Annotated in this window: 11 protein-coding genes; 6 read left to right on the top strand and 5 right to left on the bottom strand. The window is 74.1% G+C overall.

Annotation, left to right across the window (positions count from 1 at the left end; translation table 11 throughout):
* Positions 1-95 precede the first annotated feature (95 nt).
* Positions 96-2345, top strand: coding sequence for a glycoside hydrolase family 9 protein (locus tag ACWCPN_RS28410; protein ID WP_451211593.1), 2250 nt, complete (start codon positions 96-98; stop codon positions 2343-2345).
* A 22-nt stretch (positions 2346-2367) separates the two neighbouring features.
* On the opposite strand, the gene ACWCPN_RS28405 is transcribed toward ACWCPN_RS28410, so the two are convergent.
* Positions 2368-3996, bottom strand: a complete 1629-nt coding sequence (locus ACWCPN_RS28405) for a multicopper oxidase family protein (protein ID WP_451211590.1) — start codon at positions 3994-3996, stop codon at positions 2368-2370.
* Positions 3997-4310: 314 nt separating this feature from the next.
* Here ACWCPN_RS28405 and ACWCPN_RS28400 point away from each other — a divergent pair, with 314 nt between their 5' ends.
* The 3 genes from ACWCPN_RS28400 (at position 4311) to ACWCPN_RS28390 (ending at position 7150) form a co-directional block, all read left to right on the top strand.
* Positions 4311-4550, top strand: coding sequence for a hypothetical protein (locus ACWCPN_RS28400; RefSeq protein WP_199213045.1), 240 nt, complete (start codon positions 4311-4313; stop codon positions 4548-4550).
* Positions 4551-4553: 3 nt separating this feature from the next.
* Entirely contained in the window at positions 4554-4931 is a 378-nt protein-coding gene (locus ACWCPN_RS28395; RefSeq protein ID WP_451211587.1) for a toxin Doc, read from the top strand.
* A gap of 494 nt (positions 4932-5425) precedes the next feature.
* The gene (locus ACWCPN_RS28390) at positions 5426-7150 is read left to right on the top strand and encodes an RICIN domain-containing protein (RefSeq protein WP_451211584.1); all 1725 of its coding nucleotides are present in this window, start codon (positions 5426-5428) and stop codon (positions 7148-7150) included.
* A 46-nt stretch (positions 7151-7196) separates the two neighbouring features.
* Here the strand turns inward: ACWCPN_RS28390 and ACWCPN_RS28385 are convergent, their stop codons facing one another.
* A complete protein-coding gene (locus ACWCPN_RS28385) occupies positions 7197-8366 on the bottom strand; it encodes a lactate 2-monooxygenase (protein WP_451211581.1) in 1170 nt (389 codons plus the stop codon).
* 437 nt (positions 8367-8803) lie between these two features.
* Here ACWCPN_RS28385 and ACWCPN_RS28380 point away from each other — a divergent pair, with 437 nt between their 5' ends.
* Positions 8804-9235 carry a protease inhibitor gene (locus tag ACWCPN_RS28380; protein WP_365124955.1) on the top strand — a complete coding sequence of 144 codons (432 nt, stop codon included), beginning with the start codon at positions 8804-8806 and terminating at the stop codon, positions 9233-9235.
* 231 nt (positions 9236-9466) lie between these two features.
* Here the strand turns inward: ACWCPN_RS28380 and ACWCPN_RS28375 are convergent, their stop codons facing one another.
* From ACWCPN_RS28375 to ACWCPN_RS28365, 3 genes are read right to left on the bottom strand one after another with little or no spacing between them, the layout of a single operon-like run.
* On the bottom strand, positions 9467-9664 hold the full coding sequence (locus ACWCPN_RS28375; RefSeq protein ID WP_199213047.1) for a CDGSH iron-sulfur domain-containing protein: 198 nt from the start codon (positions 9662-9664) through the stop codon (positions 9467-9469).
* Positions 9645-10298: a HemK2/MTQ2 family protein methyltransferase gene (locus ACWCPN_RS28370; protein WP_451211576.1), complete on the bottom strand. Its 654-nt coding sequence runs from the start codon at positions 10296-10298 to the stop codon at positions 9645-9647. The genes ACWCPN_RS28375 and ACWCPN_RS28370 overlap by 20 nt, the downstream gene beginning before the upstream one ends.
* 22 nt (positions 10299-10320) lie before the next feature.
* The gene (locus ACWCPN_RS28365) at positions 10321-11346 is read right to left on the bottom strand and encodes an iron-containing redox enzyme family protein (RefSeq protein ID WP_451211573.1); all 1026 of its coding nucleotides are present in this window, start codon (positions 11344-11346) and stop codon (positions 10321-10323) included.
* Between the two features lie 222 nt (positions 11347-11568).
* On the opposite strand from ACWCPN_RS28365, the gene ACWCPN_RS28360 reads away from it, so the two are divergent.
* A complete protein-coding gene (locus tag ACWCPN_RS28360) occupies positions 11569-12096 on the top strand; it encodes an SRPBCC family protein (RefSeq protein WP_451211837.1) in 528 nt (175 codons plus the stop codon).
* Positions 12097-12099 lie beyond the last annotated feature (3 nt).

The raw sequence follows: 12099 nt of genomic DNA, 5'->3' as shown, positions 1-12099 counted from the left end.
TGACATGTCTGGAACAAACATGGGGGACGTTCGCTCTTGGGAGCGCTCCCATTGACGCGGGCGCGACCCCCGCACCTCCCCCGAGGAGCCCAGACGTGAAACGACCGAGGACGGCGACACCGACCCTCACCGCCCTGCTGGCGGCCATGCTCACCGCGTTACCGGCCGCCCCCGCCGGTGCCGACGCGACCGAACAGATCAGGAACGGCGGCTTCGACACCACCACCGAGCCCTGGTGGACGACGAGCAACACGAGCCCGGCCCTGTCCGAGGGGCGGCTGTGCGCCGATGTACCCGGGGGCACCGCCAACCGCTGGGACGCCGCCGTCGGGCAGAACGACGTCACGCTGGTGAAGGGGGAGTCGTACCGCTTCTCCTTCAAGGCGTCCGGGGTGCCCGAAGGCCATGCGGTGCGGGCGCTCGTGGGGCTGCAGACGGCGCCGTACGACACCTGGTTCGAGGTCAGTCCGCAGCTCGGCGCCTCCGGTGACGGCTACTCCTACTCCTACACCTTCACCTCACCCGTGGACACCGGCCAGGCGCAGGTCGCGTTCCAGGCCGGCGGCGCCGCCGACCCCTGGCGGCTCTGCCTGGACGACGTGTCGCTGCTCGGCGGGGTCCCGCCGGAGGTGTACCGGCCCGACACCGGGCCCCGGGTCCGCGTCAACCAGGTCGCCTACCTGCCCACCGGGCCCAAGAACGCCACCCTCGTCACCGACGCCACCACCGCCCTGCCCTGGCGGCTGAGGGACGCCGGCGGCCGGACGGTGGCCCACGGCCGTACCGTGCCGCGCGGTACCGACGTCTCCTCCGGCCAGAACGTCCACTCGATCGACTTCGGCGCCTACCGCGGCCACGGCGAGGGCTTCACGCTGGTCGCCGACGACGAGACCAGCCGGCCCTTCGACGTCGGCACCGGCGCCTACGAACGGCTGCGCCTCGACTCGCTGAAGTACTACTACACCCAGCGCAGCGGCATCGCGATCCGCGACGATCTCCGCCCGGGCTACGGCAGGCCCGCGGGCCACCTCGGCACCGCGCCCAACCAGGGCGACAAGGACGTGCCGTGCCGCCCGGGGCTGTGCGACTACACGCTGGACGTCACCGGCGGTTGGTACGACGCCGGCGACCACGGCAAGTACGTCGTCAACGGCGGAATCTCCACCTGGGAACTGCTGAGCACGTACGAGCGTTCCCTGACGGCGCGCACCGCGGAGCCCGCCCGGCTCGGCGACGGCAGCCTCGACCTGCCCGAGAGCGGCAACAAGGTGCCCGACGTGCTCGACGAGGCACGCTGGGAACTGGAGTTCCTGCTGAGGATGCAGGTGCCACACGGGCAGCCGCTCGCCGGCATGGCCCACGGCAAGGTGCACGACGCCGAGTGGACCGGGCTGCCGCTGCTGCCCAGCGACGACCCGCAGAAGCGGGAACTGCACGCCCCCACCACCCAGGCCACCCTGAACCTGGCGGCGACGGCCGCGCAGGCCGCCCGGCTCTACCGGCCCTACGACCCGCGGTTCGCGGCGCGGGCGCTCACGGCCGCGCGCACGGCCTGGCGGGCCGCTCTCGCGCACCCGCGGACGTACCCGGATCCCAACGACGGCACCGGCGGCGGCGCCTACCCCGACGACGACGCGTCCGACGAGTTCTACTGGGCGGCCGCCGAGCTGTATCTCACGACCGGCGAGAAGGAGTTCGCCGACCACGTGCTGAGGTCGCCGGTCCACACCGCCGCCGTCTTCGGCCCGCTCGGCTTCGACTGGGGCCGCACCGCCGCGGCCGGCCGGCTCGACCTGGCCACCGTGCCGAACCGGCTGCCCGGCCGGGACCGGGTGCGCCGGTCCGTGATCAGCGCGGCCGACACCTATCTGGCGACCGCCGCCTCCCAGCCCTACGGCCTGCCCTACGCCCCGGAGGGCAACGTCTACGACTGGGGCTCCAACGCCCAGGTGCTGAACAACGCGCACGTCATCGCCACGGCCTACGACCTCACCGGCGCGGCGAAGTACCGGGACGGCGCGCTGGAGAGCATGGACTACCTGCTCGGCCGCAACGCGCTGAACATCTCGTACGTCACCGGCTACGGCGAGGTCGCCGCCCACCACCAGCACAGCCGCTGGTACGCCCGGGAACTCGACCCCGGGCTCCCGGACCCGCCGGACGGCACCCTCGCCGGCGGACCCAACTCCGCCATCCAGGACCCCTACGCGCAGAGCAGGCTGAAGGGCTGCACGGGTCAGTTCTGCTACATCGACGACATCCAGTCCTGGTCCACCGACGAGACGGCCGTCAACTGGAACGCGGCGCTGGCCTGGATGGCCTCGTTCGTGGCGGACCAGGGGTAGGGACGCGGACCCGGGCCCCGGGTCAGCTGCGGTACCCGAGGATGGTCATCATGCCGCTCTCCGAGTGGTACTGGTTGTGGCAGTGCAGCATCCACAGCCCGGGGTTGTCCGCGTCGAAGTCGACGACCAGCTTGCGGTGCGGCAGCACGATGGCCGTGTCCTTGCGCGCCCTCGCGCCGTCGAGACCGGCGACGGCGAACGTGTGGCCGTGCAGGTGCATGGGGTGCCACATGTCGGTGGCGTTGATGAGGGTGAGCCGTACCCGCTCGCCGGCGCGTACCGGGTGGCGCTGGCGGACGGAGTACGGGCGGTGGTCGAAGCCCCAGTCGTACTTCTCCATCGTGCCGGTGATCCTGATCCGCATCTCGCGGTCGGGACGGCGGTCGTCCAGGGCCACGGAGTCGTCCGGCCGCAGACGCCGGGCCGGGACCAGCTTCCGGTCGAGCCCGTCCGGGCGGACGTCGGCCGGGGGAACGTTCCGGCCCTTGTCGGTGCGCAGGACGGCGAGGGCCTGGCCCCGCTTGCCCTCGGCCAGGGCGACGAACGGGAAGACGCCGTCCTTGGCGGTGACGAGGACGTCGTAGCGCTCGGCCATGCCGACCAGGAGGGCGTCGGTCTCGGTGTGCCGCACCGGATAGCCGTCGGTGTGCGTGACGGTCATCGGGTGTCCGTCCAGCGCCACCCGGAACGCGGTCTCGGAACCGGCGTTGATGATGCGCAGCCGGACGCGCTCGCCGGGCCGGCACCGGAACACAGAGGGGTGCCCGGGGGTGCGGCCGTTGACCAGGTAGAGCGGGTAGTCGACGCTGCCGGCGTCCCCGTGCAGCATGCGGCTGTGCCCGTGGCGCAGCACCCGGTCGGGTCCGCCGGCCGCCGCCCGGGTGTGCGCGGCGTGCGGGGTGCCCGGCCGGCCGGACCGGGTGCCGGCCGGCTCGGGGCCCATGGCCATGCCCTCCATCTTCATGCCCTTGGGCATGAGCTGCTTGAGCACCTCGTCGGGGGTGGAGCCCTGGACGCCGTCGAGCCAGTCGTCCAGGACGATGACCCACTCCTTGTCGTAGGCCAGGGGCTCCCGGGGGTCCTCGACGATGAACGGGGCGTACAGACCGCGGTCGGGCTGCATGCCGACGTGGGAGTGGAGCAGGAACGTGCCCGGGTGCGAGACGGTGAAGCGATAGGTGAAGTCGGTCCCGGGCGCGATGGCGTTCTGCGTCAGACCCGGGACGCCGTCCATGTCACAGCGCATGCGCACGCCGTGCGAGTGCAGGGTGGTGGTGTCCGGCAGCCGGTTGGCGAGGGTGAGACTGAGGACGTCACCGGCGGTGACGCGAACCAGCGGGCCGGGAAGCTGCTCGTGGTACGCCCACGTGCGCACCTGCCGCCCGCCCAGGTCCAGTGTGGTCTCGGCGGCCGTGAACCTGAGCATGCGCACCGGGCCGGAGCCGCGTCTGCGCTCGGCGGCACGCACCTCGGGACCCGACGGTTCGACATATCCCTTCGGTCCGGGCGGAACGAAGTCCCCCTGGACGCTCGCCGCGGCGGCGGGGCCGGAACGGGGGTGGGAGCCGGAGTCGGTGCAGGCAGCCAGCAGTCCCGCGCCGGCGGCAGCGAACGGGGCTTGGAGCAGGGTACGCCGGGAAGGTGTGTGCATAAATGAAATAAGACACGTTTTGCTGTGATATGTGCGGGATCCCGGGCGGCGCGTCCGATGGAGTCGGCGCCCCCCCCGGCCGCGAGTGTCCTCGTCCGTTCCCGCGCGCGGGCGGCGGGCGCGCCGTGTTGCCCCGTCGGGGGCGGCGGCGCGAGAGTGGGGCCACCGGACTGCTTGGGGGTGTGGACCGTGTGCGTGGGCGTCGCGGCACCGGCGGAGAACGGACATGGCCCAGGAGTTCATCAGGTACCGGGACGAAGTGGTTCCGACCTGCTGATATTTACGGGCGAGTACCCGAGCGGTACCGTTGGCGCATGCCAGCTCTCAACGTGGAGTTCACTGACCGCGAACTGGAGGACCTGCGCCAGATCGCCAAGGAGCGCGGTACGTCGATGAAGGCGCTGGTGCGCGAGGCCGCCGCCGCCGACATCGCCCGCCACCGGGCGCTCCAGGAGGGCGCGGAGGCGTTCCGGAGCTTCTTCACCGCGCACGCCGAGGAGTTCGCGGCCGCGTTCCCCGACGACGAACCCCCGGCCAAGGGCGAGGCCGCCTGAGCGATGTCACCCGTCATCCACATAGACGTCCCCTGGCTGCTCCAGCGCCACGAGGAGGTCCTGCCGGACCAGCCCACGGTCGACGACTTCTCCGCGCTGGTCGCCGCCGTCGCCCGGCACCGGGTCGACCCGCCCCGGCTGGGCGTGGACTCCGACCCCGCCTGGCGGGCCGCCGCCCTGCTGCACACCCTCGCCGTGCTCAAGCCGCTGCCCTCGGCCAACGCCCGTTTCGCCTGCGCGACCGCGGTGGCCTACATGTTCGTCAGCGGCACCGGCATCGACGCGCCCTACGGCGCCCTCGTCGACCTCGCCCGCGACCTGATCTCCGGCAAGACGGACGTGTACGGCGCCGCCGACCGGCTGCGTTCCTGGCAGATCTGAGACGGCCCCGGGCCGGCGGGGGAAGCCGCCGGGGCCGCCGGCCGGGGACGCCCGCACGGAACGGGGCCGCCGGCCGGGGGCAGTGGAACGGGGCCGGCGGCCCGTTTCGCGGGGGAGAGCTGCCGTCCCGCCGCGCGGCCTTCCGAGGGGCCGGACCCAGTGCACCACCCGGCCGCGCGCCCCGGGAGCGTGCGTGGCCCTGCCGGCGCGGGCGCGGCGTTCGCACGGGGCGCGCGGAAACCGGAAAGGGACGGGGGAGACCCGTCCCGGCGGTACCCCTCCGGCTCCGTCGCAAAGGCCGCCGATGTCGCGCGAATGCCTTGTTCCGTGTGTGGAGGTTGTGCAAGGGTTGAAACACGGTGCGGGGGGTAATCGCCAGGATTCTCAGGCCAGTTGGGAACCGGGCCGGTCCGGCACCGGTGAATTCCCGCTCCCCGCGCGCGTATCCGGCGATCGGCAATCGACGCACCACACCCATCAAAGGATTCCGCTCAGTGCCCACCCCCCACCCCCCTCGTCCGCCCTATCCGCCGCCGGGCGGGGACCCCGGCGAGTCCGACGAGTTCCTCGCCGCCCCGTTGCGGGCCGGTTCGGACGCGGAGGCCTCCCGGTCCACCGCGCTGCTGATGGCCCGCCACTGGCCGGCCGCGCACGACTACGCGGTCGTCTGCCTGGCCACGCCGGGCCCGCTCGCCCACATGGTCACCGGCGCCGCCTTCCACCGGACCCTCGCCCGGCTCGCGCTCGGCGAGTCCGCCGAGGCCGTCCGGCCCCGTCTGCTGGTGGCCGTCCGGGACACGGTCCTCAACTGGTCCTGCGAGGACGGGATCACCGCCGTACTGCCGGCCCTGCGAAAACCCGCCGGGGGCCGCGGTATGCGCACCGCGAAGACCCTGATACCGGAAAACCGGACCCTTTCCGAACGTTCTTTCCAGAGCCTTCCGCGACTCGAACAGACGTTGCTGTGGCACATCGAGGTCGAGGCCGAACCGATAAACATCCCCGCCGCTCTGCTCGGACTGGACACCGACAGCGCGGCGGCGGCACTCGGACAGGCCCGGGAGAAATTCCGGGAAGGCTGTGTCCGGGCCCACCGGGAACTCGCGCCGAGCTCCGAATGCCGCCACTACAACCGCCTTCTGGACGTACCGATCCGCCGGGGCGGCGCCCTGCTCCCGGACGTCCGGCAGCACCTCGACGGCTGCCCGTACTGCCGGCACGCCGCCGAGCAGCTGGGCCGCGTCGACGGCGGCCTCGGCGTACTGCTGGCCGAGGCGGTGCTCGGCTGGGGCGCCCGGCGGTACCTGGAGTCGCGCCCCGGCCGGAGCGGAGCCGCCCGCGCCCGCGGTGTCTCGCCGGGCCCCGGCGGACGGGGACGCGGCGGGCGGCGCGGGCCGCTGGACGGGGTGCCGGCGCGGGCGTCCGGCGGACGCCGCAGACGCGGCAGGGCGTCCGGGCCGTTCGGCGCGGTCCTGGGCGCCCCGGCCGGATGGCCGGCCAGGACGCTGCTCGTGGGGGTCGGGGTCGCCTCGGCCGTGCTGCTCGCGACCGTCGTCGCCCTCAGCGCCTGGCCCGACGGCGGCGACCACACCGCGCCGGTCGCCTCCGACGCGGCCCCCGGTGGCGTACGGCCCCCGACCGGCCCCGCCACCTCGCCCGGCTCGGCGGGCCTGCCCACGGCCGGCCGGACCGCCCGGCTGCGCAACGCCGCCACCGGTCTGTGCCTGGACGTCCGGGGTGAGGTCAGGGCGGGCGCGAGCGTGGTGCTCGCGGCCTGCGCGGCGGCGCCGCGGCAGCAGTGGACCTACGAGGCCGACGGGCTGCTGCGCAGCGCGGCCGCCCCCCGGCTGTGCCTGGACTCGCACGCCGACGCGGGCGTCGTCATCGTCGGCCGCTGCGCCGGCGCGCAGGCGCGGCGGGGCGACGACGTGCGCTACGACCTCACCGCGCGCGGTGAGTTGCCGCCCCGCTGGGACCGCACCCTCGCCCTCGCGCCGGCGGGGGACCGGGCGGGCGCCGACGTCGTCGTCAAGGTCCGCGACGGCTCCGCCGCCCAGCGCTGGCGCAGCGACGCCCCGGCCGCGAGCCCGGGCTCCCTGTCGGTCGCCGGCGGCGACGGATCCGCCGGGTCCGGCGCGGCGCCGTCCGACGGACGGGCGGCGCGGCCCGTGCGGCAGGTTCCGGCCCGGGCGGCCACGGCGCCGGGAACGGTTCCGTAGGGAATCCGGCCCGTCCCGCCGCCGGCCCGGCGGCGGGACGGGCCGGTCAGACGGCCGACTCGACGAGGTCGTCCCGCGTGACCGTCGCGGGCGTGGCGTGGCCGGACAGGGCCAGGGTGAGGTCCAGTTCGGCGAGGACGCAGCGGACGACGTGCTCGACGCCCGCCTGCCCGTCCAGGCCGAGGCCGTAGACGTAGGGCCGGCCGAGCAGCACCGCCCGCGCGCCCAGGGCGAGCGCCTTGAACACGTCGTCGCCGGTGCGCACCCCGCTGTCGAAGAGCACGCTGAGCCGGTCTCCCACCGCGTCCGCGATCCCGGGCAGCGCGTCGGCCGCCGCGATCGAACCCGCCACCTGCCGGCCGCCGTGGTTGGAGACCACCACGCCGTCCATCCCGGCGTCCGCGGCGAGCCGGGCGTCGTCCGGGTGCAGGACGCCCTTGACGACGATCGGCCCGTCCCAGTGCTCGCGCAGGAAGCCCAGGTCGGGCCAGGTGTGGCCGGCGTCGCCGAACAGACCGAGGAAGTGCAGCACCGCGGCGTTCGGGTCCTCGTGGACGGGCTTGGCGAGGCCCGCCCGGAAGGCCGGGTCGGTGAAGTAGTTGGCGGTGCCCACCCCGTGCAGGAACGGCAGGTACGCCTGGTCCAGATCGCGGGGGCGCCAGGCCAGCAGCGGTGTGTCGAGGGTGACGACGAGCACCGAGAACCCCGCGTCCTTCGCGCGGGCCAGGAAGCTGCGCGTCACCTCGCGGTCCTTGCCCCAGTAGAGCTGGAACCAGCGCTCGGCGTCCCCCATGGCCTCCGCCACCGCTTCGAGCGGCGTGCTCGACGCCGAGGACAGGACGAACGGCACGCCCTGGGCGGCGGCCGCCCGGGCGGCCGCCGTCTCGGCGTCCGGGTGCATGATCGACAGCACGCCGACCGGGGCGAGGGCCAGCGGCGCCGGCAGCGTGCGGCCCAGTACCTCGGCCGTCAGGTCCCGCTCCTGGACGTCGCGCAGCATGCGCGGCACGATCCGGCGCCGGGCCAGGGCCGCCCGGTTGGCGCGCGCGGTTCCGCCGTCCCCCGCGCTGCCGGCGACGTAGCCCACCGGCCCCGGCCCGAGCCGGTGTTCGGCGAGCTCCTCCAGCCGGGTCAGATCGGTGGGCAGCCGGGGCACGGCACCCGTCATCCCGTTGAGGTAGATCTCGTACTGGAAGTCCGCCCAGTGCTTGGCCATCCGCCCCTCCCAAGGCTTGCCGCGCTCGCCGCCGTGTCAGCGCGTGCCGACGATACTCGCGGGCAGACCGGGGCGGCTCCACCGGGAAGGCCCTGGCCGCGGCGGCGCCACGCGCTTCCCTGGACGCTCCATGAACGTGAGAAGTCGTGAAGGGGTCGTGAAGGGCTCGCGGTGGGGCGGGGGCGTCATGTTTCAGGCCGATTAACGAGACGGTGTTTTTCGGCCATTCGACCGGTCGCCGCGATCAAGAACCGCTCAGTTGTGCGGTCGAAGCGTTCAGTTTCCGTGACTTCACGCCACTGTTTCAACACGCAATGTTACCGAAAGCTGTGGGTGGGATGTGTGTTTCGCCGACGGACTCGGCAGAGTGGCGCTCGCCGCTCCGGCGCCGACCGGGCCGGAGGGCACCCGTCTACTCGAGCGGAAGGATGCACACAATGCGGAACACCGCGCGCTGGGCAGCGATCATCGGCCTCACGGCCGCCGTATGCGGACCCCTGACCGGGGCCGCCCTCGCTGCACCGGGCGCCGCCCCGTCGTCGCTCTACGCCCCCTCGGCGCTGGTGCTGACCACCGGCCACGGCGAGACCGCGGCCGCGGCCACCCCCGAGCGCGCCGTCACCCTGAACTGCGCCCCGACGGCCTCCGGCACCCACCCGGCGGCGATCGACGCCTGTGCCGAACTGCGTGCCGCCGGCGGCGACCTCTCGGCCCTGAAGGGCCGCGACGACGTGCGGTGCACCAAGCTCTACGACCCCGTCGTGGTCACGGTCCAGGGTGTCTGGCAGGGCAAGCGCGTCGCATACGAGCGCACCTTCGGCAACTCCTGCGTGCGGGACGCCATGAGCAGCAGCGTCTTCGCGTTCTAGACCGGGATCGTACGGTTTCCGCGACGCCGGATCAGGCTCGCAACTGGGGAGTGCGGCCCCTGGAGCGGGAACCTGCGATCTCGCACCGGGACCGACGGGCGGAGTGGGGCCGCCCGCCGGACTCCCGGGCACACAGCCGCTCCCCGGAAAAGGCCCGTGGGGGGCCTCTCCGGGGAGCGGCGAAAAACGACCGGTATCGAAAAACAACCGGTTTCAACTGAAGATTGGACGTCACGCCTTGCGCCGGTGACTCGTGTCGCACCAGGGGTATGTGCGACTGCGCCGGCAGGTGCACAGGGCCACCCGGAAGCGGTCGGAGGAGACCGTGGTGCCGTCCTCCAGTTCGATCTCCACCGGGCCCTCCATCAGGAGCGGCCCGCGCCGCTGCATCCGGATCCGGCGGGGCCGTTCAGCGGGCTCGTTCGGCACGGATCACCACCAGCTCCTCCTTGTCGTCGGCGGCCGTGAGCAGACCGCTCCGGCGCAGCCAGTCCTTCCGGGAGCGCAGCACCGGACCGAAGTCGATCCAGCGGCGCCGGACGACGGCGGCCTTCAGATCCGCCGCGCGCAGCAGTTCCAGGGTCCGCTCCGGGCCGCTCAGCGCCGAGTGGACCAGCAGCAGCACCCCGCCGGGCCGCAGCAGCCCGGGCGCGTCCCGGCAGATCCGGTCCAGCAGCAGCCGCCCGTCGTGGCCCGCGTCCCAGGCCCGCGACCGGCCGTGCGGCTCGCGTCCGGTGCCCGGCGCCGGCACGTACGGCGGGTTGGCCAGGATGAGGTCGTACGTGCCGTCCGCGACCGGGACGAAGAGGTTGCCGCGCCGGATCCGCACTGGCAGCCGGGTCAGCCACGCGTTCAGCCGCGCCGTCCACACCGCCCGCCGGGACACGTCCACCGCGGTCACCTCGGCACCGTGCCGGGCGGCCGCCAGGGCCAGCGCACCGCTTCCGGTGCCCACGTCCAGCACCCGCGAGCCGGGGGCCGGTGCCTCTTCGTCCAGTGCCTCGGCCAGCAAGGCGGTGTCGTCCTGAGGGGCGTACACGCCCGGAAGTACCCATGCTGTCACGGAGCACTGAGTACCCGCGCGATCAGGATGTATGGGCCAGTTCTTGGGCATCCGCCGCGAACGGGACACGGAGCGACGACCGTCCCGCGCGCCACTCGCCGAGCAGCCGCCGCGCCAGCCGCCCCTCCAGGAACTCGGTGGCGTCGACACCGAAGGCGATGTCGTCCGCGAGACCGGGTTCCTCCGCGAGCAGCCCGCCGATCACGTCGTGGCGGACGACCTGCTCGTGCACCGCGTCCGCCTCGACGTGCTCGTCGTAGAAGAACTCGGCGGCCGGCCCGGCACCGGTGCGGCGCATCGCCTCGGCCAGCCGGCGGGAACCCGGCGAGGAGGTGATCTCCACGTCCGCGAAGTGGCCCACCAGGGCCCCGCGCAGCCGGCGGTGCAGCCCGAACAGGGACATCAGGTTGACGACGGCGAGCATCTCGGCGCAGGCCGCGTCCAGGTGGCGCCCGTACGTGGTGTCCAGGCCGAGGTCCGTCATCAGGTCGGCGAACAGCTTCGCGTGCATCCGCTCGGCCCGGCCCGCGCCGAACTCGTCGAACTCCACCGCCGCCATCGCCGCCTTGGCCCGGCCCCACAGCCGGGGCAGCACCCAGGCGTGCGGGTCGGCCTCCTTCAGGTGGTAGAGGGAACGCTGCGCCGCGTACTCGCGCAGATGCCACAGCTCGCCCTCGGCACACAGGAAGTGCGTGACGCCCGCGCCCTCGGCCGGCTCGACCAGGAGGGCCTCCAGGGCCTCGTCGAGGCTGTCGTGCGCCGGCGTGTCGGCGCGCAGCGCGGACAGGAAGCGGTCCTCCAGCGCGCCCCGCAGCGCGAGCAGCCCGGGATCCCACTCGAGTTCCGGGCGGACCCCGGCGAAGCCCCGGTAGTGCAGTTCGTAGCACAGGTACAGGGAGAGCTGGAGATCGTCGCCGTAGGGATCGGCCGCCGCCCCGGCGCCGCGGGCGTCGGGCAGCGGGCCGGTGCCGCGCAGAAACGCCGTGACCGCGGCGGAGAGGGGCCCGCGCGGCGCGGGCAGCTCGGGTCCTCGCAGGTGGTGGTTCATGACGGCCGGGTACCCGGACGGGGCGAAAGCACCGGCGGCCGCGCTCTCGGCCGGCCGGCCGACGCCTCCCGCCCCGGCCCCCGTCGCCGGCGGCCGCCCGGCCGGCACGGCCCGCTCAGTTCTCCCAAGCGCCCCGACGGGCACGGCGTCCCCCCACGAGTCCGGGCGGGCGGGTAGCCTCGGCGCGCGGAGGGGGACCGTACCGTGGAGGGACCGATCATCATGCCCGCCGACCTCACCGGCACCTTCCTGACGCTGGACGACGGCCGCCCGGCCGTCCGGTTCGGCCGCGCCTACGACCTGCCGGCGGACCGCGTCTGGCGGCTGCTCACCGACCCCGGCGAACTCGCCGGCTGGTTCCCCTCGCGCGCCGAGATGGACCTCCGTCCCGGCGGCGCGATCCGGTTCAGCGGCGACCCGAACATGCCGGAGTCCACCGGCACGGTGCTCGCCGCCGACCCGCCCCGGCACCTCTCCTTCGAGTGGGGCGGCGACGAACTCCGCTTCGACCTGGACGCGGAGGACGGCGGGCGCACCCGGCTCACGCTCACCGACGTGCTCGCCGCGGAGAACACCGCCGCGCGCAACGGCGCCGGCTGGGAGGTGTGCCTGGCCGCCCTCGACGCCAGGGCGCGCGGTGAGCGTTCCGCGGGACCGCACGCCGGGGCGGGCCCGGCCTGGCGGGAGTTCTACGACGGCTACGTCGCGGCGGGAGTGCCCTCGGGCGCGCCGGTCCCGGGCCTGGACTGACCG

This window comes from Streptomyces sp. NPDC002386 (genome assembly GCF_053593175.1).
The sequence above is the reverse complement of the archived record's forward strand: the minus strand, read 5'-3'. Positions and strand labels throughout refer to the sequence as shown.

What these genes read in the sequence shown, in the direction of transcription:
- ACWCPN_RS28405 (WP_451211590.1), bottom strand. Translation starts at nt 3,996, where the DNA reads ATGCACACACCTTCCCGGCGTACCCTGCTCCAAGCCCCGTTCGCTGCC.
- ACWCPN_RS28400 (WP_199213045.1), top strand. Translation starts at nt 4,311, where the DNA reads ATGCCAGCTCTCAACGTGGAGTTCACTGACCGCGAACTGGAGGACCTG.
- ACWCPN_RS28395 (WP_451211587.1), top strand. Translation starts at nt 4,554, where the DNA reads ATGTCACCCGTCATCCACATAGACGTCCCCTGGCTGCTCCAGCGCCAC.
- ACWCPN_RS28385 (WP_451211581.1), bottom strand. Translation starts at nt 8,366, where the DNA reads ATGGCCAAGCACTGGGCGGACTTCCAGTACGAGATCTACCTCAACGGG.
- ACWCPN_RS28380 (WP_365124955.1), top strand. Translation starts at nt 8,804, where the DNA reads ATGCGGAACACCGCGCGCTGGGCAGCGATCATCGGCCTCACGGCCGCC.
- ACWCPN_RS28365 (WP_451211573.1), bottom strand. Translation starts at nt 11,346, where the DNA reads ATGAACCACCACCTGCGAGGACCCGAGCTGCCCGCGCCGCGCGGGCCC.
- ACWCPN_RS28360 (WP_451211837.1), top strand. Translation starts at nt 11,569, where the DNA reads ATGCCCGCCGACCTCACCGGCACCTTCCTGACGCTGGACGACGGCCGC.